Here is a 24849-nt window from a genome sequence, read left to right on the forward strand (position 1 = left end):
CTGATTTCTTTTTTGTGATAGCTTTTCTCTTTAAAAGACTTTATTTTCCATGAGCATACGTTATATTTTAATGCTTATAAGGATCAAGTGAAACTCTTTTTTTATTTTTGAATAAAATAAAAAATTGAGCTCTATATCAGTCCTTCATATCGATCTTTTTCATTCCGGAAAGAATAATCCTTCGGATTTTTATTTCAATACAATGAAAGATCATCTGGTTACCAGCCATAAACATATTGAAAAACCACATCGCCATGATTTTTACGTTACTGTACTTTTTACAAAGGGAGAAGGAGTACATGAAATCGATTTTCAGAAATACGATGTTTCAGCTGGAAGTATTTTCTTTTTGTCTCCCGGACAGGTGCACAGCTGGGAGCTTTCAGATGATACAGATGGTTATATCTTTTTTTTCTCACAGGAATTTTATGATATGCACTATGTAAACCAACATCTCAGAAATTTTCCTTTTTTTAATTCAACTGCTTTTTCAAGGAAGCTTCAGCTTGAAGATACGGATATGCAAAATATGATCGCAGTCTGTGAGGAAATACAAGATGAATATCTTTCCCAGAACTTAATGAAAGAGCAACTTATTCTTTCTCTTCTTACTAAAATATATATCCATTCTTCACGACAGTTTTCCAGAGATTATACAGCTCTGCATTCTGAAACCAGTATCTCTTATTTTAAACATTATCAGGATTTCGAAAATATGCTTGAAACTCATTTTGCTACTGAAAAATCAATTTCTTATTATGCTTCCTCCCTGAATATTTCTTCAAAGCACTTAAACAGGATCACACAGACTGTTGTTCAAAAAACAGCTACAGAAGTAATTACGGAAAGAGTCATGCTTGAAGCTAAGCGTATGTTGATGTATCTTAATGAGAGTCTCGTAGATATTGCGTTCAGGTTAGGCTATGAAGAGTATTCCTATTTTGCAAGAGTGTTCCGGAAAAGTTCCGGAATAACACCCACGCAATTTATTCACGACTATAAATCTTAGATGTAGAGCTTATAAAAGGAGTTTAAAAGGCCCTTCAAAAGTGGTTTCAAAAGTATCTACTATTTTCCCTTTTTCATCGAATACAGAAATCACCATATTTTGTTTTGAAAACCTGATCTCTTCTTCAGGGAAAGTAATATTAATGTTCCCTTTCAGAATCTGGTCCCCTTTTAAAATAATATGATCCGAACCAAAGAATGTAATTTCACCATTTTTCGGGCTTGTTACTTTAATTGTTAACACCTTAGTTTCATTAGTTTTATTGAGGAATGTGTAAATAAATGTATTGGTTATTTTTCCGTTTTTAATAAAGAAAGTTGACCCGGCTGGTTTGATAAATTTAGCTTCCATAGATCCACGATCATACATTAAAAATCCTAAAAACCCTATCAGTATAGCAAGAAAGATCGTTGTTATCGTCATCCTTGAAGTGAAGTGGAATTTTGATTGATTTTCAATTTCGGATTCTGTGGCATAACGAACCAACCCCTTTGGTAGGCCTACTTTCTCCATAACTTCATCACAGGCATCAATGCATGCGGTACAATTAATACATTCCAGCTGTTGCCCGTTTCTGATATCAATTCCGGTAGGGCAAACGACTACACATTGCTGACAATCGATGCAGTCACCTTTTCCTGCCAGTTTTCTGTCTTCCCCATTTCTCCATTTGGAACGGTTTTCTCCTCTTTTGAAATCATAATATACATTAATGGTCTGCTTGTCGATCAAAACTCCCTGTAAGCGTCCATAAGGACATACCAGTGTGCATACCTGCTCACGAAGCCAGGCAAATGTAAAATAGAAAATTGCCGTAAAAGACAACATCACAATGAATTTCAGTGAATGTTCGGCAGGTCCCTCCTTCATAATTTTAAAAACCTCTCTATAACCAACGATGTACATGAACATAAAATGGCTGATAACCAAAGAAATCAAAATAAACACCGACCACTTCAATCCTTTCTTTCTGATTTTTTCAGCATCCCATTCCTGGCGATCCAATTTCATCTGCTTATTCCGGTCACCCTCAATCCAGTATTCAATTTTTCGGAAAACCATTTCCATGAAAAGGGTCTGAGGGCAGAGCCATCCACAGAATATCCGTCCGAAAACTACAGTGAATAACATGACAAAGATGACAGAAGTAACAGCTCCTAAAGCAAGAATGAAAAAATCCTGCAGATAAAATGGCTGACCGACAATAAAAAACTTTCTGTCAATAACGTTGATGAGAAGAAAAGGATTGTTGTTAATGGTAATAAATGGAAGTCCAAAAAATAGGGCAAGTAAGATATAGCTGGTATAATTTCTGTAGTTGGTGTATTTTCCCTTAGGTTTTCGGGGGAATACCCATTTTCTTTTTCCGGTATCATCCATTGTTCCTACAGAGTTTCTGAAAGATTCATTCTCTATGGCTATTGTTTTTTCGGCGTTGGTCCCTGTGCTCATTTTGTCAATTTAAATATCATGTAAATAATCTCTTATTTTGTCGTTTTTCTCTATAAGAAATATCTATTGATTATCGTACTGCAAAGCTCTTTATTAAATAGATTGAATACTAATAGTATATACTTATTAAATAGGACTATTAGGACATTTTATTGTCTTTTGGATTTATTGTATCAAAATGAGAGAATAAAACTTGAATTTTATTTTTTCATGTTGTACATTGTGCGTATTAAATGAAAAAGAAATGAAGAGTCTCTTTAAAATGAGTTGGATTGGTTTGGTTTTAGTACTACTAAATTGTCAATCAGTAAATTATGCCAATATGTTTTATCATGATGTTAAACCAGAGAAGATTTCAGATCAATTCAGTTTTACTGAAGGACCATCTTCGGATAAAATAGGAAATGTTTATTTTACTGACCAGCCCAATGACAAAATTTATTATTGGGATTGGAAAACAAATGAAATCAAAGAATTTTTGAATAAAACAGGAAGAGCGAATGGGACCCATTTTGATGAAGATGATAATCTGATCACCTGTTCTGATGATCAGGGTGAAATCTGGAAAATTTCTAAAGACAAAAAAGTCCAGGTCCTACTAAAAGGTTTTGAAGGTAAGAGACTTAATGGACCCAATGATGTTTGGGGAGATTCTTTTGGCGGAATTTATTTCACCGACCCTTTGTATAAAAGAGACTATTGGGTGAATTTTAAGCAGGAAATCACTCATAAAAGTCTTTACTACAGAAATAAGGCAGGGAAGGTTAGCAAGATAGATACCTTTACACAGCCTAATGGAATTGCAGGAAGTGAAAAATATAAAAAATTATACATTTCGGATATTGATGCAGGAAAAACTTATGTGTATGATATTCTGGAGGAAGGAAAACTTTCAGAGAAGAGACTGTTTTGTGAAATGGGCTCAGATGGAATGACATTGGATAAACATGGGAATCTTTATCTGACCGGAAAAGGGGTGACCGTTTTTAATCGTGATGGGAAAAAAATATATCATATTCCGATAGATGAAGAATGGACTTCTAATGTAACATTTGGAGGAAAGCATAATGATGTTTTATTTATTACAGCTTCGAAATCCGTATATACTTTACCAACGAGAGTAAAAGGAACAAAATAATTGATTATATACTGTATCCTAACAAAGCGAGGTCACTGATTAGTGACCTCGCTTTGTTTTTTTTATGGGTAAACATCTGTTAAATAATGATATATGATCAGTTGTTTTATTTATTTTTCATTTTATGCATGAGGTAGGTGTGAATTTTTTACTTTTTATTATGTTTTTTATTTAAAATCATTCGTCTGTTTTTATTTATTGTAAAATTATTTAAGTTAATTGTGAAAATGTTAATAACGAGTGCTGTTTATTATTGATTTTGTGATTTTTGTATTTATTTTTTTGCTTTTTTTGTAAAGTATTTAAAAGCTTAACGAGATAGATAGGTAATGTTTATTTTTTTACTTGTAATTACAATTTTGAATAAAAAATCACATTGATCGTTCGACACAACCCGTTTAAATTATAGATATGAAATTTTACGTATTAATTGCACTGTCAATGATCCCGTTTTTAGGATCTGCACAGTGGAAAAGAACAGAGTTACGCTCCCAAAGCGTGAAAAAAACTCAGGAAAAATTGCAGTTTTCTGGTTTATATACACTGGATGTCAATCTTTTAAAACAGACTTTGAAAAACGCATCATCCCGCACTGCTAAGGAAAAAGGAATTGTTATTTCGATTCCTGGCGTAAATGGGAAAATGGAAAGATTTCAGGTATGGGAATATTCCAATTTGGCTCCTGAACTACAGGAAAAGTATCCAGATATTAAATCTTATATAGGAACGAGCACGGAAGATCATTCTGCATATCTGAGGTTCAGTATTTCTCCTGTGGGCTTTTCATCAATGATTACAAGATCCGGAATTTCTGAATTTATCGAACCCTACTCTCAAGACAGATCGGTGTATGCAGTCTTCGATTCAAAAGCAAGAAAAAACCAGGAAATAGAGCCTTTTAAATGTTCTACAGCTGAAGATGTAGGGATGCATTCAGTTGGAAATAAAAACCATTCAGGAAATAAAAAGGCAGCAGGTTTTAACACCTTCAGATTGGCCATGTCTTGTACCGGAGAGTATGCACAATATCACTTAACAGCTGCCGGAACTCCGGCGAATGCGACGGATGCACAGAAAAAAGCAGTGATATTAGCCGCCATGAATACAACATTAACCCGCCTGAACGGAGTGTTTGAGAAAGATTTGTCTGTACATTTTAATTTAATTGCGAACAATGACACTCTTATCTTTTTAGATGCTGCTACCGATCCATATACTAATGGAGGTCCTACTGAGGCACAGGCTCAGATCTCCGCACGTATTCCTGCTCAGAATTATGATATGGGACATTTGCTGGATAAAAAGAATGGTAATGGGCAAGCTGGTGACATTGGAGTAATTTGTAATGATAATGCTAAAGCGGGTGGATGGACTGCACATAATTTTCCAGAAGGAGATAAATTTGATATAGACTATGTTGCTCATGAAATGGGTCACCAGCTTGGAGCTAATCATACATTTACACTGTATAATGGGAGTTACACGGATGATTCTTTATTAGAACCCGGAAGTGGCTCTACAATTATGGCCTATACAGGTATTATGGGAGGAAATAGTGATGTACAGTTTAACTCCTTTGATTATTTTCATGCTTTCAATGTTAAGGAAATTAAGGATGTAATCGGGGGGATTGCATGTGGTACCAATGTACCATTTGCTGATCCTGCACCAGTAGTGAATGCAGGAGCAGATTACACCATTCCAAAATCTACTCCATTTGTATTAAAAGCGACGACGACAGATGCAAATAATGCCTCTTATACCTATACCTGGGAACAGATGGATTCTGGTGCAACACAAACAGGAGATGTTAATTCTCTAGCGTATGCAGCGAAACCAGCGGGACCAACTTTCAGATCTCTACCACCGGTAAGTACACCAGTAAGATACTTTCCTGATTTTAATAAAGTATTGGCAGGAGTATTTTCTACGCGTTGGGAATCAGTATCCAGCGTTGCAAGGAATCTGAACTTTACATGTACAGTACGAAATAACCATCCTACTGCACCACAGACTAACAAAGATGAAACCCTAATAACTATAAATGCTGCTTCCGGCCCCTTTAAAATTACTGCCCCTGTGTTCGGACAGTCAACCAGTTCGGGAAATGCAGTTACTGTAACATGGGATGTTGCTGGTACAACGCAGGCTCCTGTAAGCACAGCCAATGTTAATATCAAATTATCTACTGACGGAGGTCAGACATTTACAACGATTGCAGCAAATACACCTAATGACGGGAGTGAACAGATTACAATTCCTGCAGGATCTACATCAGCAAATGCTTATATTCTAATTGAAGCAGTTGGCAATATTTATTATGCTGTTAGTCCGAGCTTCGTGATAGATTATAATGTTACAGGCGAAACTTGTAATACATATACTTATAATGGAGCGGCTGTTGCTATAACAGATGGTCCGGGAGGTAGTGATATTTCTTCTCCAAAGGTAGTTATCCCATTAACTGTAAATAATACAGGTACTATCACTAAAATTAAAGTAACACCTTCTCTTGCACATACTAATGTCAGAGATTTAGCTATTGGAATTGAGAGTCCTGCTGGTTCATCAGCTTTGATCTGGAACAGACAATGTAATAACAGATCTGGTATTACGGCTACATTTAGTGATGCTGGGAATGCAGTTGCATGTACTTCGCCAATACAGGGAGAAACATTATCTAATGAATCATTAGCTATTTTTAAGGGGCATAAAGCACAAGGAGAATGGAAACTTTTTGCTTCAGATAATAATAAAGGTAATACAGGTACAATTAACTCCTGGTCACTTGAGGTTTGTACAAGAGAAACACAAACTTTAGGGTTAAAAGACGCCTCTTTGGCTAAATTAGGAGATGATATTAAAGTATATCCTAACCCTAGTAACGGAAATTTCTTTGTTAAATCCAGAAATTTATCTGGAGAAGTTAAAGTAAATCTATTGGATGCAAGTGGCAGACTGATCTCTTCTGATGCTTATCAAAGTAATGGAGACTTCACTAAAGAATTTAATCTGAATATTCCTAAAGGAGTTTATATTATCAATATCAACTCTTCAAAAGGGGTGTATAGCCAAAAACTGATCATTAAATAAGTTTTTAATATTATTGTAAGAAGATAGCGGCCAATGTGCATTGGCCGCTATCTTTATTTTTAAACGATTGATTCCGATTAATACCTAATAGGCGATTTCCATTTTTACTTTTTTTCCTTTAAGCTTTTCGTTAGCTAGCTTTTTTAATAGAATTTTTACTTTTTTTCTGGAAACAGCAACGTAAGACGTGGTATCTTTTACTTCAATTAAACCAATGTCTTCTTTTTGTAATTCACCTTTCTTAATAAGATAACCGACAATATCCACTTTATTTACCTTGTCTTTCTTTCCTGCGCTGATGTAGATCGTTTCGAAAGGCGTCTTTTGAGGGATGTCATGAAATCCTGAAAGACTTTCTTCGGGAGTATTACTTTTAATAAATGGGAAATTTTCTTCCGCGGTCATAATTAAATACGCAAAGCCTTTTGCGTTCATCCTTGCTGTACGTCCGTTTCTGTGGATAAATGCATCTTCCTTAGGGGGTAATTGATAATGGACGATAGATTCTACTTCAGGAACATCCAATCCCCTTGAAGCAAGGTCTGTTGTAATTAAAATTCTTGCAGAATCATTTCTGAATTTAAGTAATGCGCGTTCCCTTTCGTCCTGTTCCATTCCGCCGTGGAAGGTTTCCCTATCGATTCCTTTTTCACGCAAAAGTTCCGAAATACGGTCGACTGCTTCACGGTGGTTGCAGAATATCAGTGTTCTTTTGTTTCCTATTTTGCAAATTAAATTGAAAAGGGTATCCAGCTTTTCTTCAGAAATGGTCATTACTTTTCGCAGCTGAATGTCTGGTTTTGCTTCACCTAATTTTAAAAAGTCAATGACTTTTTCATCTTTCAGGCCTGTAAATTCAGGAATTTTATCCATCGCTGTTGCGGAAGTTAAAATACGTTGCGAAAGACCTTTTAAAGATTGAATGATAAATTCCATATCGTCATGAAAACCTAATTCCAATGCTTTGTCAAATTCATCAAGAACCAATGTTTGAATCGTTTTAGGGTCAAAGTTGTTGTTTCGCAAATGATAGGCAACTCTTCCAGGAGTACCAATTAATACAGCGGGAGCTTCAATTAAGTTATTAACTTCAATTTTCTTATCATGACCTCCATAACATACGGAAATTTTAAAATCAGTTCCCATAGCTTTGAACACCTGTTCTATCTGAAGAGCTAATTCTCTTGCCGGAACTAAAATCAATGCCTGGATTCCTGAAGTATCTTTTTTAAGATTCCGAAGGACAGGAAATAAAAAGCCAAGTGTTTTTCCAGACCCTGTAGGGGAGAGTAAAACGATATCGGTTTTATTTTCTGAGGCTTTATATATAGATTTCTGCATCTGATTCATATCCTGAATCTGCAGCTTTTGATAAATTGATTCTAATTCCATTTTGCAAAGATAGTGAATTAGGAGGCAGGTTGGATGGGAGTGGAAAATTGAAAGTTGAAAGTGGAAAGTTGAAAGTTGAAAGTGGAGAATGGAGAGTGGAAAATTGGGTGGTTGATAAGAGCTTTTGTCATTTGACGATGTCTGCCTTTGATTTCTGAACCGAGTGAGGGGTATCTTATTGCGAGGAGCGAAGCGACGAAGCAATCTCATTCAATTCTGTACAATACACAGGGGCATGAAAACGACACCCAAACCTAGCCCCGATAGAAACGGGTACCCCACAGCAAGTGTAGGAAAAGCAGCTGCGCGAGGAGTATGAGTGGATAGCGGGAAATAGCTTCTGAAAAAGAAAGGAAGTTGCAGGATGGAATGTTGGAAGTTGAAGGGGCTTTCAATCTTTAAATTCTTTAAATCATTTAATTTTTTAATAATAAATTTGATATTCAGTGATTTACGTCTTATTTTGTGAAGATAAAAACTATTGTTTATTCAAATAAAATTCGTACATTTGCACCCACTTTTGTGGGAAAGGTTTGAAGAGTAAATTATTAAAAATTAATTACTTCCGTATTTTTTAAATCCACATTTATTCAGACCATTAAAAAAGAAGGAATACAAATTTTATTAGAAAATGTCAAAAGAGACAAATTCAGCAGAGGTTTTATTAAACCAAAACGTAGCACCAGAACAATTTGATTGGGATTCTTTCGAATCAGGTCTTGATGCAGATGCGAGAAAAGAAAAAAGTGATTTAGAAGAAATCTACAACGGATCTTTAAACAGCCTAAACGATAACGACGTTTTGATTGGTAGAGTTGTAAGATTAACTGATAAAGAAGCTATCGTAGACATCAACTTCAAATCTGAAGGTGTTATTTCTCTTAACGAATTCCGTTACAACCAAGGCCTAAGTGTAGGTGATGAGGTAGAAGTAATGGTTGACAGAAGAGAAGACAAAACTGGACAATTACAATTATCTCACAGAAAAGCTAGAACGCTTAAAGCTTGGGATAGAGTAAACGAACTTCACGAAACTGGAGAAATCGTTAACGGTTTTGTGAAATCAAGAACTAAAGGAGGTATGATCGTTGACGTACACGGAATCGAAGCATTCTTACCAGGTTCTCAAATTGATGTTAAGCCAATTAAAGATTACGATCAGTTCGTAGGTAAAACTATGGAGTTCAAAGTTGTGAAAATCAACCCTGAGTTCAAAAACGTAGTTGTATCTCACAAAGCATTGATCGAAGCAGATATCGAAGGTCAGAAAAAAGAAATCATCGCTCAGCTTGAAAAAGGACAAGTTCTTGAAGGAACTGTTAAGAACATTACTTCTTACGGTGTATTCATTGACTTAGGAGGTGTAGATGGATTGATCCACATTACAGACCTTTCTTGGTCTAGAGTGAACCACCCATCTGAAATCTTAGAAGATGGACAAACTGTAAAAGTTGTTATCCTTGATTTTGATGATGAGAAAACAAGAATCCAGTTAGGTATGAAGCAATTAGAAGCTCATCCTTGGGATGCTCTTTCTGCTGACATGAAAGTTGGAGACAAAGTAAAAGGAAAAGTAGTAGTTCTTGCTGACTATGGTGCATTCGTAGAAATTGCTCCAGGTGTAGAAGGATTGATCCACGTTTCTGAAATGTCTTGGTCTACTCACTTAAGATCTGCTGGTGATTTTGTAAAAGTAGGTGACGAAGTGGAAGCTGAAGTACTTACTTTAGATAGAGAAGACAGAAAAATCTCTCTAGGTATGAAACAATTATCTAAAGATCCTTGGGAAAATATCGAAGCTAAGTATCCGGTAGGATCTCAGCACGTAGGAACTGTAAGAAACTTCACTAACTTTGGTGTATTCGTAGAGTTAGAAGAAGGTATCGACGGTTTGATCTACATTTCTGATCTTTCTTGGACTAAGAAAATCAAGCATCCATCTGAATTCTGCGCTGTAGGAGACAAATTAGATGTTATTGTATTGGAATTAGATATCCAGGCTAGAAGATTATCTTTAGGTCACAAGCAATTGACTGAAAACCCTTGGGATAAATTCGAAACTAAATATGCTGAAGGAACTGTACACGCTGGTAAAGCTGTAGAAGTACACGATAAAGGTGCTTCTGTACAATTCGAAGATGCTGAAGTTGAAGCATTCTGCCCTTCAAGATTATTAGAGAAAGAAGATGGATCTAAAATCAAAAAAGGTGAAGATGCTGAGTTCAAAGTAATCGAATTCAACAAGGAGTTCAAGAGAGTAGTAGTATCTCACACAGGTATCTTCAGAGACGAAGAAAAGAAAAATGTAAAAGAATCTAACAACAGATCTAATACTACTTCTTCATCTTCTTCTAACGAAGAAAGATCTACATTAGGAGATATTGATGCTTTAGCAGAATTAAAAAGAAAAATGGAAGAAGGTAAATAATCCTTAACCCATTTATGATAATGAAGCCACTCGTAAGAGTGGCTTTTTTATTTTGTAATCTTGTGTCCAATGGAAATAGATGGTCTGTTTTGTTATTTTTTTAATGCAAATCTGTTACGATTTAATATAATTTAAGTATTGGAAATGAATGGTATAAATCATTGAAATCGCATTGAATAGTATAAAAGTATGCATATAGTGCTTTTTTTATAATAAAATTAATCAAAATGATTTTTGGTTGTTAAATATTTGTAAATTAGCGGCTTTATTACTGTATATGAAAAAGATAACTCTACCTATTTTATTTGCTGCATTCGCAGTATTTCAATCTTCCAATTTATTTTCTCAGGATAACGAAAGACTTATCAAAGATTATATTTCACAAAATAAGATCAGAGATTATAAAAGGTCAGATTTAACGAATTTCACGATTGATTTAAAAGATCATTCTGAAAGTATGAAGGCGGATATTATTAAAATCCAGCAGGTATATAATAATATTCCGGTGTATGGATCTCTTGGATCTGTATTGGTAAAGAATGGGCAAATTGTTCTTTTTAATGATAATTTTGAAAAAGATTATCAAAAAGCAGATGCTTCTGTACCAAAGATTGCCAAAGAAAAAGCTTTTGAATCTGCAGCTAAAGGGACGAGTATTACAGATCCGGGTAAAATCCAGATCTTGAACTTTTTTGATGCAGATACCAGTGATATGTTATTTGCAAAATCAAGATTAGTATATGCAAAGAAAAATCAGGATCTGGTACTTTGCTACGAATTTACATTTCCTGAGCAGAAAACCTCAAATTATTGGAATGTACTGGTAGACGCATCTACCGGAGAAGTTGTAGAGAAAAACAATCTCAACATTAGCTGCGACTTTGCAGATCATCCTTACGAACACTCACATGAAAATAGCCTGGTTTCATTTCCAGTAGCTAATAATAATTATAAAAAAGCAGACACCAGTCTGTTCCTCGTTCCGGACAACGCTTCTTATAATATATTCCCTTTTCCTATAGAAGCCCCAACGTTTGGTGCAAGATCAGTTGTTTCAAACCCTTGGATTCTGGCATCTTCCCCGGAAGGATGGCACTCGGATGGTACCACTCATTATACAACAACCCGTGGGAATAATGTTTTTGCCTATCAGGATATTAATGACAATGATGTATTTATGGGAATAACCGTAGATGGCGGGGCAAGCAGAAACTTTAATTTTCCTTACGATCCAAGTGTACACGCATTAAATAATAAAGACGCTGCTATTACCAATTTGTTTTATGCCAATAATATGGTTCACGATGTCTTTTATAAATTTGGTTTTAGAGAAACTTCAAGGAATTTCCAGAAAAATAACTTTGGATTAGGAGGGGTAGGAAATGATTTTGTAAATGCAGAAGCTCAGGACGGTGCAGGTACACCTGTAACTCCTACTGTTTCTAACTATAATAATGCAAATTTTGCTACACCAGCAGATGGTGGAAGTGGAAGAATGCAGATGTATCTGTGGATTAATACAGCACAGAAACTATTTTATACAAGTCCTGCTGCGGCTGTTGCGAGGACACCCGCTTCCTTTATTGCTCAATTCGGAAAGCAGATAACCGGAGTGCCAGTGACAGGTCAGGTGAAATTATCACCCGTTTTAGATGCTTGTACTGCACTTCCTGCGGGTTCACTAACCGGATTTATTGGCTTGGCTGAAAGAGGTTTTTGTGACTTTAACGTTAAGGTGGAGAATATGCAGAATGCAGGGGCAACCGCTGCTATCATATATAATGCCCCAACTTCTGCGCCGCCAGGAAATATGGCGGGAACAAATGCAAATGTTACAATACTTGCTGAACTAATTGATAATGCAGAGGGTGAATTTATTAAGTCTCAATTGACAGCTAATACACCTGTAAATGTTTCTATGAGCTATGATGTGAAGCAGGACGGAAGTTTTGATAACGGGGTTATGATCCATGAATATGGACATGGTATTTCTAATCGTTTGACTGGAGATGGATACAGCTGCCTTAATGCATTGCCATTTACAGGAAACCTTACTTATTCTAAAGAGCAAATGGGCGAAGGATGGTCTGATTTCTTTGCATTGATGCTTACCAATAAACCAGGAGATAACGCTTCTGTTGCAAGAGGTATAGGAACCTATGTATCAGCTCAGCCTACTACAGGAGCCGGAATAAGACCTGCAAAATATTCTCCGGACTTTGCTATTAATGGCTTTACTTATGGGGATACAAATGGAATGGAGTTCAATAATGGTTCAGGTATTGTTCCGGATGTACATTCAATAGGATTTGTATGGGCAACCATGCTGTGGGATCTTAATTGGCAATATGTTGCTAAATATGGGTATTCTTCAGATGTAACGACCAGCACCACCAGTGGAAGTTCAAGAGTTTTACAGTTGATTACAGATGCATTAAAACTTCAGGCATGTGACCCGACATTTATTGACGGTAGAAATGCAATACTTGCAGCAGAGCAGGCAACAACCTTGGGAGCTGATAAGTGTATGATCTGGAAAGTTTTTGCAAAAAGAGGTTTGGGAGTGAATGCAAGCGCCGGAGTTAAAACAGACATCAATGATCAGGTGGAAGACTTCACTGTTCCGGCAGAATGTCCTGTATTAGCAGTTGATGATGTGAAATCTGTAAAGAATAACACAATTTCTATTTACCCTAATCCTGCTAAAAATGAATTTTATATCAATTTCCCAAGCAATACAATAGGGAAAGTAAGTGTTGAAATTTATGATATGTCTGGAAAATTGATTTCTTCTGAAGATAAAATTTCGCCAGATGCAAAAAAAGCAATTTCTACTGACAGAATGATCAACGGAGCCTATATGGTAAAAGTAAAAGGTCTTGGCTTTGATGCTGTTTCAAAAGTGATCGTTAAAAAATAATTCCTAATAAAGAAAGAAAAATAATTGTTTGAAAAAATGATTATTTTTCTTTTTAACCATCAATAAATAAGAATAAAAATTTTAGTAAGTATAAATGAAAAGAATAAAACTACCTCTTATGGTTGCTGCTTTTGCAGTAATTCCATCCCTACAATTATTCTCACAGGAGAATACCCAGATAATCAAAGATTATATTTCTCAAAATAAAATCAGGGAATATAAGAAATCGGATCTCAATAATTTTATTATTGACAATACAGACCCATCAAAATCATTAAATGGTGATGTCGTTAAGTTTCAACAGACGTACAATGGAATTCCTGTATACAGTTCTGTAGGAACCGTGCTTATTAAAGATCATAAGATTGTTTATTATACAGATAATTTTGTGAAAAATTATACTGAATCTACTTCGAGCTCGGCCCAGATCAATAAAACTGCCGCGCTTCAAAAAATAGCCAATGAATTAGGTAATTCTGAGATTTCTGATTTCACAATTCTTGGATTTTTTGAAAAAAGTGCAAACAATACAAAAGCAGCCAAGCAAAGACTGGTATATACAAGTACCACTAACGGAGATCTTCGTTTAGCGTATGAGTATATTTTGAGAGAGCCAAAGTCTTCGAATTACTGGAATATTTTGGTAGATGCGCACAATGGAAATGTTATTGAGAAGAATAATCTTACATTATCTTGTAATTTTAAACCAGATTCATACGCTTCTGATCAGATCGCTCTTCAAAACAATGTATTGGAAGGTCCGCAAAATAACTTCTCACAACAAAATTTAGTGCTTGTGGCTGATCCGGCGAGCTATAATATCTTTGCAACACCGGTAGAAGCACCTACGTTCGCCCCGAGATCGATTGTTTCCAATCCTTGGATGTTAGCTTCTTCACCAGAAGGATGGCATTCGGATGGAACTACACATTACACAACTACAAGAGGGAATAATGTGTATGCTTATGAAGATACGGCCCATGCGAATGTACCAGGATTTTCGCCTGATGGTGGAGCTTCGAGAAATTTTAACTTTCCATTTAATATCAATGGTACTCCTGCAGCAAATCAAAGTGCTGCGATTACTAATTTATTTTATATCAGTAATAGAGTGCATGATGTATTCTATAAGTTTGGATTCACGGAATCAGCTAAAAACTTCCAACAGAATAATTTTGGATTAGGAGGATTGGATGATGACTCTGTTTTTGCAGAGGCTCAAGATGGCGGAGGTACCAATAATGCAAATTTTTCAAGTCCACCGGATAATTATAATCCTGTAATGCAGATGTATTTATGGTCTGCGACTAACAGACTGTTCTTTTACAATACTCCTGCTGCTGCAGTTCCTCGTCAGCCTGCGGCTGGTGTTGCCTTGTATGGTCCGGTGTTAAATCCTACCGGAGTTACAGGAAATGTACAGTTGTCTTCTGTATTAGACGGATGTACGGCTTTACCTGCAAATTCACTTACTGGGAAAATTGGTTTGGTAGAGCGGGGAACATGTTCTTTTGTGGTTAAAACAAAGATGTTACAGGATGCTGGAGCTACTGCTGCTATTATTTATAATAATGCAGTTAATGGATCTACTATAGGTAATATGTCAGGAACTGATGCGACTGTCACTATTCCGTCAGTTTTAATTACAAATGATGAAGGAGAATATATTAAATCACAGCTTTCAGCGGCTACAACAGTAAATGTAACATTGAAGAATGATCCGGCAACAAGTGTAACTCCGGATGGTAGTTTCGATAACGGAATTGTAACACATGAATATGGTCACGGAATTTCTAACCGATTAACGGGGACTGGTTACAATTGTCTGAACTCTGGAGCTGATAAAGAACAAATGGGAGAAGGATGGTCTGATTTCTTTGCTTTAATGCTTACGAATAAGCCTGGAGATAATGCTTCTGTGCCAAGAGGAATGGCAACTTATGCAGCTGGTGAGCTTCCAAGTGGAGAGGGAATTCGTCCGGCAAAATATTCTCCGAATTTTGCAATAAATGGCTTTACATATGGAGATACAAATGGAATGGAGTACACCAATCAAAGTGGAGCAATTGTTCCGGATGTACACTCAATAGGATTTGTATGGGCAACAATGTTGTGGGATCTACATTGGCAGTATGTAGCTAAATACGGCTATTCTTCTGATGTAACTGCGAATACAACGAATGGTAGCTCAAGAGTATTACAACTTGTTACCAGTGCGTTAAAACTTCAGGCATGTAACCCTACATTTATAGATGGTAGAAATGCTATACTTGCTGCTGAACAGGCAACAACACTGGGTGAAGATAAATGTATGATCTGGAGAGTTTTTGCAAAAAGAGGTCTTGGAGTGAATGCAACTGCTGGAGTTAAAACGAATATCAATGATCAGGTAGAAGACTTTAGCGTTCCTGCAGAATGTCCTCTATTGGCTACCGATGAAGTGAAATCTGTAAAAAATAATACAATTTCTATTTATCCGAACCCTGCTAAAAATGAATTTTATATCAACTTCCCAAGCAATACGATGGGTAAAGTGAGTGTTGAAATTTATGATATGTCTGGAAAATTGATTTCTTCTGAAGATAAAATTTCTCCGGATGCTAAGAAAGCAATTTCTACTGACAGAATGATCAACGGGACTTATATGGTAAAAGTAAAAGGCCTAGGTTTTGATGCTGTATCTAAAGTAATTGTAAAGAAATAGATTATTTAAATATCAACTTTTATATCACCTTGGGGTATCCTGAGGTGATTTTATTTATCTATAGGATTGATAACTCTTAAGTGAATTAAATTATTATATTGTACCTTTGCAGGCTGTAAAAAAGATTATGAAGAAGAAAAATTTACTGAAAGGAGTATTGTTTGTGGGAATTGGTGCCAGTGTTTATGGTATGTTAGCAACCTTTGTTAAGATGTCTTATCACGAGGGGTATACCACTTCCGAAGTTACTACATCCCAATTTATATTAGGATTAATAGGGCTTTTAATCCTTAATTTTATCCAGACCCTAACATCAAAATCAAAATTATCATCACCGAGCAAAAAAGAAATTAAAATGCTGATGCTTGCGGGGACCTCACTAGGATGTACGAGTTTGTTTTATTATATAGCGGTTCAGTATATCAATGTTTCTATAGCAATTGTACTTTTAATGCAGTCTGTATGGTTCAGTGTTGTGGTGGAAAGCTTTTTAACGAAGAAGTTTCCCAATGCGAGAAAGATCGTTGCTACAGTGATCGTTTTACTGGGAACAGTTTTGGCAACCAATCTTATTAATGTTGATATAGAACTAGACTGGCATGGTGTTTTTTGGGGATTAATGGCGGCCTCATCATATACCTTAACAATGTTTACCTCCAATACCCTCGCTACTCACTTACCCGTTCTTAGGAAAAGTATGGTAATGCTTGCGGGAGGTTCAATAGTTGTCCTGGTATTTTTATTTTTTGCTCAAATTGGTCCGTTGTACTTTGACGGCTTAAAATCAATCTATCTTAATTTTACAGAAAATACCCAGCATATCCATGCTTTTGATTATTCAATATTCTGGACTTATGGTTTTGTACTTGCTGTATTCGGAACTATTATTCCACCGATTTTATTCAATATGGGATTCCCTAATACAGGGCTCGGATTAGGAAGTATTATTTCATCACTGGAGCTTCCGGTATCTGTAACGATGGCATTTGTTTTATTAGGTGAAAAGGTAATTTTAGTTCAGTGGGCAGGAATTGCTTTAATCCTTTTTGCTATTGTATTAATGAATTTGCCGACAAAAAAAGAATTAAAACTTGCAGAAGTATCTTAAAATATATCTGGTTAGATCATAACTGATAACCGTTCCATTGGGAGCGGTTTTTGTTTTTATACCGACTCTGGATCTCTATTTTTTTAGGGGGAATTTTCGTCCGTAACTTAAGCAACGCCATAGCCATTCCAGTGGGCCGTAATTGTATTTTTTGAGCCACCACTTACTGAAGAATATCTGCAATACAAAGATAATGCACCCCGTTAGCACATAAGATGATAATGACCAATCTATTTTTGTATAAATAAGCAAAAAGAATGCAATTACATTTTGTGTGATATAGTTCGTCAATGTCATTTTACCGGTTACCTGCAACGCAGAAAAAAGGGTTTTTAGCTGACCTGCCATAAATAGCCAAATAATACCGGTGGAAGAAAAAATCATGATACTTATAATTTGTGGATAATAAAGATCATAATAAGTATTAAATGTCCATTCATTTGTTTCAATTACCCGCTGTGCTGTAAATAAAATTATTGATAAAGCTAAACTGATCCAGAATATTCTTTTTAAGATTTTTCGGTTAAGGTTTATTCGTAGAAAAAAATTACTGCGGTGCAGAGCGGCTCCTAATAGAAAACATCCTAATTGTATGAGATGGAGTATGATGGCATAACTTAAACGAAGCATCCATTTATACCTCATGAAAAGATTGGCCTTTATATGGTCTGTAAAAGTGTTATTATTGTAGAGTTCATAAAAGAAATCCCGATCTTTTGGAGCAAAAAGCAAATGTTGTCTGCCTAAGTAGGATTGAAGTACCGGTGTTAATAACAGGATAACAGTTCCAATAATAAAAAGTGATTTTGTTCGTAGGTTATAAAAGGCTAATAAAACAAGTCCCATAAAAGCATAATCACTTAAAATGTCACCGCCGAAAAATAATGTATTCGCAAACCCGAAGACAAACAACCACAACATACGTTTTATAAAGAATATATACTTATCCTGGCTGTTATCATTGAATTTTTTAAGCACGATAGAGAATCCAAAGCCAAATAAAACGGCTAATAACGTCCAGCCTTTGGAACCTAAAATAATTTCAGAAGTGGTTTCAATAAAGGAGGTTAAATAGTCGGCTTCAATTTTTGAAGAATGGGTATTCCATGTATAGATTGTTGAGTAATTCATGATCGCCACGCTGAATAATGCCCAGCCTCTTAAAATATCTATAATGGGCAGTCGTTGATTTTGTGAAATGGGACTGTTGGAGATCATAATTTTTTTTAATTAAATTTTGTTAAATATATCATTAACTTGAAAAATAGTAATATATAAGCCGTTTCTTTTAGAACAATTTTTTAATTTTAATAGATAATAAAATAAGATGATACATTTTAAAAATGCAGTTACGATTTTAATGCTTATGTTGATGCCCTCTTTACTACTTTCCCAACTAAAGCCTTTGGATGCTGAACTTACCAATTATAAATACCCTTATGAGGTTCATTTTATTGATTTGAATTCTCAGAATCAGCACATAAAAATGGCTTATATGGATGTACAGCCTAAAGCGCCTAACGGGAAAATAATTATGCTTCTTCATGGAAAAAATTTCAATGGAGCGTATTGGGAGCAAACAGCAAAAGATCTCTCAGATAAAGGCTTCAGGGTAATTATTCCTGATCAGATCGGATTTGGAAAATCTTCTAAACCTCGGAATTATCAGTTTTCATTTGCACAGCTGGCAACCAATACCAAAGCGATTCTGGATGAACTTAAAATCGATAAGCTAATCGTTTTAGGGCATTCTATGGGGGGTATGGTGGCAACCAGATTTACATTAATGTATCCTGAAGCAGTGGAGAAATTAATTCTTGAAAATCCTATTGGGCTGGAAGATTATAAAGTTCTGGCAAAGTATCAGACAATTGATGCAGCTTATCAGGCTGAATTAAAAAATACATACCAAAGCTACAAGGACTATCAATTAAAGTTTTATTATGATAATAAATGGAAACCTGAATATGATAAGTGGTTAAATTTGCTAGCAGGCTGGACGTTAAGTAAAGATTATCCTTCGGTTGCATGGAATGCAGCTTTAACTACAGATATTGTTTTCAATCAGCCTGTGGTATATGAATTTAAGAATATTAAAGTTCCTACTTTATTAATTATAGGAACAAGAGACCGGACCGCAATAGGGAAGGATAGGGCTCCAAAGGACGTTCAGGCAAAAATGGGTCAGTATCAGGAATTGGGAAAGAAAACCCAACAGGAAATTGAAGGATCAAAACTGGTTGAGCTGGAGAATGTGGGGCATCTTCCGCACATTGAAGTATACCCAAAGTTTTTTGATGCTTTATACGATTTTATTAAATAAAGACTTTATACAAATAAAAAGAGGCTTTCTAAATTTAGAAAGCCTCTTTTCGTATGTATTGTTGTCTGAATTATTTCTTTTTGTAAGCAGCGTCTTTGATTCTTGCTTTCTTACCTCTAAGATCTCTGAAATAGTAAATTCTAGATCTTCTAACTCTACCTCTTCTGTCAACTTCAATTTTTTGAAGAGCTGGCATGTTGATAGGAAATACTCTTTCTACACCTACATCACCACTCATTTTTCTGATAGTGAAAGTTTTTGTAGAACCTGTACCTCTTAATTGGATAACTGTTCCTTTGAAGAACTGAGTTCTTGTTTTTTGTCCTTCTTTAATTTCGTAATACACAGTAATTGTATCACCTGCTTTGAATTCAGGGAATTCTTTTTTCGCAATGTACTTGTCTTGTACGTACTTTAATAAATCCATTATTAATGATAATATAATGTTAAGGCTAAGCAACTTACACGTTTTTCGTCAGAGGTTGAATAACAGGTTGCAAATGTACAAAATTAGTTTTGAATAATCCAAATAAATTTATGTTATTAATTATAAGTTTCTCTGTTGATTTCTGATCCAAAACTTAACATATCCTTTACTTTCCCGTGAAACTGTGTTTATAGGGGAATTTTACTTTTGCACGAAGTAAAAATTATAAATTATTCTCTTATTTTATTGAAAAACAATAAATTATTAGGGAGTACAAATCTAAAAAAATTTATTCTATGAAACATTACTTATTCTTTTTTTGTTTTGTCGTCGCCCAAATGACATTCGGACAAGCTTTATTTCCCTATCTGCAAAATCCGACACCCAGTTCTATGATTGTCAATTGGAAAACAGGATCCAATAATGAAACCACTGTACTTTATGGAAGTTCTCCTACCAATTTGAATGTTACCGTAACAGGAACAACAAATATTTTTTCCGATACAGGCTACAATAACAATTATTTCTATCATACAGCCAAGATTACCAATCTTCAGCCCAATACAAAATATTATTATAAAATAAAAACAGGTACGAACGAATCTGCGGTATACAACTTTCGTACGCTTCCATTACCCGGACAGCCCAGTACCGTGGATGGCAAAATTCGCTTCTTTATCATGGGTGACAATCAGATTAAGGCAGAACCAAGATATGATACCCTTACTTTGAATGCGTTTAAAAAATTAAAAGAAAAATTTGGCCCCAATTCAGATCCTTCGGATAATGTTGCCCTTACTTTTATGGTAGGAGATCAGGTAGATGTTGGGACTTTGGATCATTATGAAAATGTTCACTTTAAAAAGAACATTAAATTATCACCATATCTGCCTATTCAGACCACAGTTGGAAACCACGAAACGTATGGGACTTTAGGAATGAATTCTTATTATGCCCATTTTTATATCGATGAAATAAGATACAAGAATATTGCTTCAGGAAATGAAAATTACTATGCACAGCAAGCTGGAAACGTATTGTTTGTAAGCTTAAGTTCCGAACATACAGGGTCGGCTCAGCAAACATGGTTACAGGAAATTCTGACTGCTGCCAATAATGATCCCACAGTAGATTGGATCATTTCATTAAGCCACAGACCTTATCAGGCAGAGCAATATGTTGGTGATATTTCAACATGGGTGAGAAACAATGCTGTTCCTTTGCTTACTTCATCAAGCAAATATTTAATGCATGTAGGAGCACATCACCATTTATACCACAGAGGGCAGCTAAAAGATACACCAAATTATCAGATCATCTCAGGGGGAACTGCATGGGATCAATATTGGGGAATGTCTACAGAGCAGGATTTTGATGATGTTCAGAAAACATTAACGGATTGGACCTACCAGATCGTAGAAGTTGATGTCACTAATGGCAAAGTAGATGTAGAATGTTATTCTATAGGAGGTGTTTATACGAAGAAATACAATGAGCTTGTAGATTCTTTCCACCGATACAAAAATCAGCCAAAACCCGCAAAACCAAATATTACCAATACATTTTCAGGTCCCGTAACACTGCCATTAACTTTAAATGGAAGTAATTTTACATCGCCTAATAATGAACTTTTAAATACAACTCAGTTTCTGATCAGTAAAGCAGCTGATTTTTCTGTTATTGAAAAAGAGTTTTACCGTGATTTTGAAAACTGGTTTGGTAAAGATGGAACACCGGATAAAGCTAAAAATTTAAATGCCGGTGTAGATATTACAAAAGTTACTTTTCCTGCTAACTCGATTTCTAACGGGACATATTATGTGAAAACACGTTACAGAGATAGAAACCTGGAATGGAGTGACTGGAGTGATGTTAAGCAGTTCCAAATAACAGGAAGTGTTGTTTCGAATCCTACATTTACTTTAGATAAAACCGAATATCTGCAAAATACACCGATAGTTGCTACTTATACCGGCGGACCTGGTAATCTTAAAGACTGGGTTGGAATTTATAAGAAAGGACAGATTCCTGCAACTTCAACTTCTCAAACGTATATTTATACGAATGGACAAACCGCAGGAACAGCCAATTTCAATAGTGGACTGGCGACTAAGGGACAGTATTTTGCAGGATTTTTTGCTAATGATGGATATACAGAAATTACCCCAAGGAAAAACTTCTATGTAGGACCGAAAGTTGTTTTACAGGCAACAGCAGATGCATATCCGGTAGGAGGGACTGTGAAAATAAATTTCAGTAACGGACCCAATCTTGTAAAAGACTGGATTGGTATCTATAAAATGGGACAAACACCCGGAACCAATACATCAGCTACTTACAAATATGTAACAACTCCTGCAGGAAGTCTTGATTTTACAGGATTGCCAAAAGGATATTATTTTGCACAGTATTTCCTGGAAGATGGGTATACAGCCATTGGAGAGAAGGTCTTCTTTAAAGTAGGAGATATCGTTACAGAATTATGGATCAATAAACCGGTTTATACATTAGGTGAAAATATTACCGCTTCATGGACAGATTCTCCGGGAATTATCAAAGATTGGTTGGGAATTTATCCGCAAAGTGTTCAGACCCCTGATGACAACTTTGTTTCTTATACTTATTTTGACGGAGTCACTCAGGGAACAAAAGCATTAAGCGGTGCAGCATTACCTACAACTCCAGGAAACTATTACATGGTCATGTTTACCAATGATTCCTATACTGAAGTTTCCAACAGAAAACAGTTTCAGGTGACGTCAGGACCAACACTAGGAATAGATAAAGTTGAAAAGAGCACTGAGAAAAATGTAGTATTATACCCGAATCCAACAAAGCCAGGTGAACCTACATTTATTAAAAGCGATTATCCGATTGATAAAATTGAATTGTTATCCGCGAATGGAGATCTGCTTTATGAATCTAAAAATGTTCATAATCAGAGATTCTCTTTAGTGAATGAAAACCTTCCAAAAGGAGTCTATTTTGTTAAAGTTCATACCAGAAAATTATTTACCTTGAAACTTATTATACAATAAGAATTAGATAAACAAAAAAGGGTCTTACATCGTAAGGCCCTTTTTTTATGTTTATTTTTATTAATTAAAGAGTATTATAAAGCAAATTATCTTCCGAGATAATAATTTGATCATTATAATTGATGTCGTCCTGTTCGGAATTGGCTAAGATTTTTGAATCCTGAGTAAGCTTTCCAGTGGCATCATACATTTTTAAAAGAATCCATTTTCCGCTACGCTCTATCTCTTTTGTACCGGAATCTGTTTTCATTTTAATTTTTCCGCTTTGAAGTATTCCACTTTTTACGACAGATTTGTTGGTAGGTTTGCCATTGATGTATTGTACAATCTGCGCTGAAAAAGAATAATCCTGTTCTAATGGCTGAGTGTAACTGTATACAATAGCTCCTTTTGTATTATAGACCGTAGATTCGTATGCGTTTTTATTTGCATTGAGTTTCTTTTCAGACTGAAGCGTAGTTCCTTCCGAAAATACCTTTGAATGAATTAAAATCCCATCTTTATAGACTTGCTCATTACTGCCCTCATATAAAGTACCATTATATGGCATATCTTCTTTGTACGTTATGCTTGACTTCAAAGATCCGTTGTCATTGTAATATTTTATTTCCTGTACAGAATTATCTTTGAGGGTTTTCTCTGAAAATAACTTTCCATTTTCACTAAAACTTTTATTGGATACAAGGGATCCGTTTTTATAGACGTCAACGGCAGAAATCTGCAAAAAATCATAGGTAAATTGATAATCTTCTCCTTCATATGGTATAATATATTCACCCTCTGTATTCAGTTTATAGATCAGATTCCCAATTTTTTTCCCAGATTCATCATACGTGGTTTTATAGCCATCCTTTTTATTTTTTTTCTCTTCCTGTAAGGTTTTTCCGTTCTTTCCAAATACTGTAGTCTCGACAATATTTCCATTTTTATATTTCTCAATTTTGGAAACCGTCATAGGATTATAGTAATATTCTACCAGTGTCCCATTATTCGCTGATGATGAAGAATAGCTGCTGCTTCCAATAGATTTACCCTTATCACCATAATATTTAGTTTCAGAATTTCCATCTTTATCAACGCTCGTTTCATATCTGATTCCTTTAAGGTCATCATCGTAGATTATGGTTTTGTATACTTGAGAGCTTTCATATATGGTAACTGAATTAAAATAAAGTGAATTCTCTACTTCCTTATAAGTATAAATCTTACCAGTGAAGTTACCATCTTTGGTATAGCTCACGTCCTCTAATAATCTTCCCTTTTCATCAAATGATTGAGAAGGTCCCAGCTGCTTACCTTTAGAATAAGTGGAAGAACTTAACGTTTTTCCTTCCCGGGTGTACCAGGTTACTTTTCCTTCATATACTTCGCCTTGTGGAGTGGCATCTGAAGCCAGACCTTCCATCTGAAGGGTGCCGTCTTTATAATAATCTTTAATTAACGTCAACTTTCCTTTTGGTTCTGTTTGGCGGTAATATTCCATTTTGTCTTGGGTTGTTTTTTCCCAATTCTCATCAAAATAGATTTTTTCCTGTGAAAAGACGGATATATTTAAAAGTAATGCGAATAGTGTTAAAGCAAATAATTTCTTCATAGGTAGGTGTTAGTTTTATAATATTAATGTCGAAAAGTGATTGGATAGGTTAGCAGGATGAGATAGAATGAACTGCCATACTGAAACAGAGTAATTTTTTTTTCATGGAATTTGTGTTGTACTGATAAAATATTATTCTATCATTAATTATTTTAATGGTTTGGTCGTCTTAGTAATTGATTTTGTGCCATCAAATATATATTAATTTGATTGAAAATAAGAA

The 24849-nt window shown here is 35.3% G+C and carries 14 protein-coding genes; 9 read left to right on the forward strand and 5 right to left on the reverse strand.

What is annotated here, in order from left to right:
• Window positions 1-124 precede the first annotated feature (124 nt).
• Entirely contained in the window at window positions 125-1009 is an 885-nt protein-coding gene (locus CEY12_RS21430; RefSeq protein WP_089029592.1) for an AraC family transcriptional regulator, read from the forward strand.
• 9 nt (window positions 1010-1018) lie between these two features.
• Here the strand turns inward: CEY12_RS21430 and ccoG are convergent, their stop codons facing one another.
• Window positions 1019-2461, reverse strand: coding sequence for a cytochrome c oxidase accessory protein CcoG (gene ccoG / locus CEY12_RS21435; RefSeq protein ID WP_089029593.1), 1443 nt, complete (start codon window positions 2459-2461; stop codon window positions 1019-1021).
• Between the two features lie 244 nt (window positions 2462-2705).
• Between ccoG and CEY12_RS21440 the strand changes: the two genes are divergently transcribed.
• A complete protein-coding gene (locus CEY12_RS21440) occupies window positions 2706-3599 on the forward strand; it encodes an SMP-30/gluconolactonase/LRE family protein (RefSeq protein WP_089029594.1) in 894 nt (297 codons plus the stop codon).
• A 411-nt stretch (window positions 3600-4010) separates the two neighbouring features.
• Complete coding sequence (locus CEY12_RS21445; protein ID WP_089029595.1) at window positions 4011-6692, forward strand: reprolysin-like metallopeptidase; 2682 nt, start codon at window positions 4011-4013, stop codon at window positions 6690-6692.
• A gap of 84 nt (window positions 6693-6776) precedes the next feature.
• On the opposite strand, the gene CEY12_RS21450 is transcribed toward CEY12_RS21445, so the two are convergent.
• On the reverse strand, window positions 6777-8084 hold the full coding sequence (locus CEY12_RS21450; RefSeq protein WP_089029596.1) for a DEAD/DEAH box helicase: 1308 nt from the start codon (window positions 8082-8084) through the stop codon (window positions 6777-6779).
• 631 nt (window positions 8085-8715) lie between these two features.
• On the opposite strand from CEY12_RS21450, the gene rpsA reads away from it, so the two are divergent.
• From rpsA to CEY12_RS21470, 4 genes are all read left to right on the forward strand, one after another.
• On the forward strand, window positions 8716-10512 hold the full coding sequence (rpsA, locus tag CEY12_RS21455) for a 30S ribosomal protein S1 (RefSeq protein ID WP_089029597.1): 1797 nt from the start codon (window positions 8716-8718) through the stop codon (window positions 10510-10512).
• A gap of 277 nt (window positions 10513-10789) precedes the next feature.
• Complete coding sequence (locus CEY12_RS21460; RefSeq protein ID WP_185117048.1) at window positions 10790-13432, forward strand: T9SS-dependent M36 family metallopeptidase; 2643 nt, start codon at window positions 10790-10792, stop codon at window positions 13430-13432.
• A gap of 94 nt (window positions 13433-13526) precedes the next feature.
• Window positions 13527-16136: a T9SS-dependent M36 family metallopeptidase gene (locus tag CEY12_RS21465; RefSeq protein ID WP_089029599.1), complete on the forward strand. Its 2610-nt coding sequence runs from the start codon at window positions 13527-13529 to the stop codon at window positions 16134-16136.
• 127 nt (window positions 16137-16263) lie between these two features.
• On the forward strand, window positions 16264-17244 hold the full coding sequence (locus CEY12_RS21470) for an EamA family transporter (RefSeq protein ID WP_089029600.1): 981 nt from the start codon (window positions 16264-16266) through the stop codon (window positions 17242-17244).
• Between the two features lie 75 nt (window positions 17245-17319).
• On the opposite strand, the gene CEY12_RS21475 is transcribed toward CEY12_RS21470, so the two are convergent.
• The gene (locus CEY12_RS21475) at window positions 17320-18462 is read right to left on the reverse strand and encodes a DUF418 domain-containing protein (RefSeq protein WP_089029601.1); all 1143 of its coding nucleotides are present in this window, start codon (window positions 18460-18462) and stop codon (window positions 17320-17322) included.
• A 109-nt stretch (window positions 18463-18571) separates the two neighbouring features.
• On the opposite strand from CEY12_RS21475, the gene CEY12_RS21480 reads away from it, so the two are divergent.
• Complete coding sequence (locus CEY12_RS21480; RefSeq protein WP_089029602.1) at window positions 18572-19567, forward strand: alpha/beta fold hydrolase; 996 nt, start codon at window positions 18572-18574, stop codon at window positions 19565-19567.
• Between the two features lie 70 nt (window positions 19568-19637).
• On the opposite strand, the gene rplS is transcribed toward CEY12_RS21480, so the two are convergent.
• On the reverse strand, window positions 19638-19994 hold the full coding sequence (gene rplS, locus CEY12_RS21485; RefSeq protein ID WP_089029603.1) for a 50S ribosomal protein L19: 357 nt from the start codon (window positions 19992-19994) through the stop codon (window positions 19638-19640).
• A gap of 296 nt (window positions 19995-20290) precedes the next feature.
• Here rplS and CEY12_RS21490 point away from each other — a divergent pair, with 296 nt between their 5' ends.
• Complete coding sequence (locus tag CEY12_RS21490; RefSeq protein WP_089029604.1) at window positions 20291-23032, forward strand: fibronectin type III domain-containing protein; 2742 nt, start codon at window positions 20291-20293, stop codon at window positions 23030-23032.
• A 64-nt stretch (window positions 23033-23096) separates the two neighbouring features.
• Here CEY12_RS21490 and CEY12_RS21495 read toward each other — a convergent pair whose 3' ends face one another.
• Window positions 23097-24626, reverse strand: a complete 1530-nt coding sequence (locus CEY12_RS21495; RefSeq protein ID WP_089029605.1) for a membrane-binding protein — start codon at window positions 24624-24626, stop codon at window positions 23097-23099.
• Between the last annotated feature and the right edge of the window lie 223 nt (window positions 24627-24849).

It is taken from the genome of Chryseobacterium sp. T16E-39 (genome assembly GCF_002216065.1).
Taxonomy (GTDB): domain Bacteria; phylum Bacteroidota; class Bacteroidia; order Flavobacteriales; family Weeksellaceae; genus Chryseobacterium.

Excerpts from the sequence above, each read along its gene's own strand:
- CEY12_RS21470 (WP_089029600.1), top strand. The coding sequence starts at position 16,264 with ATGAAGAAGAAAAATTTACTGAAAGGAGTATTGTTTGTGGGAATTGGT.
- rpsA (WP_089029597.1), top strand. The coding sequence starts at position 8,716 with ATGTCAAAAGAGACAAATTCAGCAGAGGTTTTATTAAACCAAAACGTA.
- CEY12_RS21445 (WP_089029595.1), top strand. The coding sequence starts at position 4,011 with ATGAAATTTTACGTATTAATTGCACTGTCAATGATCCCGTTTTTAGGA.
- CEY12_RS21465 (WP_089029599.1), top strand. The coding sequence starts at position 13,527 with ATGAAAAGAATAAAACTACCTCTTATGGTTGCTGCTTTTGCAGTAATT.
- CEY12_RS21490 (WP_089029604.1), top strand. The coding sequence starts at position 20,291 with ATGAAACATTACTTATTCTTTTTTTGTTTTGTCGTCGCCCAAATGACA.
- rplS (WP_089029603.1), bottom strand. The coding sequence starts at position 19,994 with ATGGATTTATTAAAGTACGTACAAGACAAGTACATTGCGAAAAAAGAA.
- CEY12_RS21450 (WP_089029596.1), bottom strand. The coding sequence starts at position 8,084 with ATGGAATTAGAATCAATTTATCAAAAGCTGCAGATTCAGGATATGAAT.
- CEY12_RS21480 (WP_089029602.1), top strand. The coding sequence starts at position 18,572 with ATGATACATTTTAAAAATGCAGTTACGATTTTAATGCTTATGTTGATG.
- CEY12_RS21475 (WP_089029601.1), bottom strand. The coding sequence starts at position 18,462 with ATGATCTCCAACAGTCCCATTTCACAAAATCAACGACTGCCCATTATA.
- CEY12_RS21460 (WP_185117048.1), top strand. The coding sequence starts at position 10,790 with ATGAAAAAGATAACTCTACCTATTTTATTTGCTGCATTCGCAGTATTT.
- CEY12_RS21495 (WP_089029605.1), bottom strand. The coding sequence starts at position 24,626 with ATGAAGAAATTATTTGCTTTAACACTATTCGCATTACTTTTAAATATA.
- CEY12_RS21440 (WP_089029594.1), top strand. The coding sequence starts at position 2,706 with ATGAAGAGTCTCTTTAAAATGAGTTGGATTGGTTTGGTTTTAGTACTA.
- ccoG (WP_089029593.1), bottom strand. The coding sequence starts at position 2,461 with ATGAGCACAGGGACCAACGCCGAAAAAACAATAGCCATAGAGAATGAA.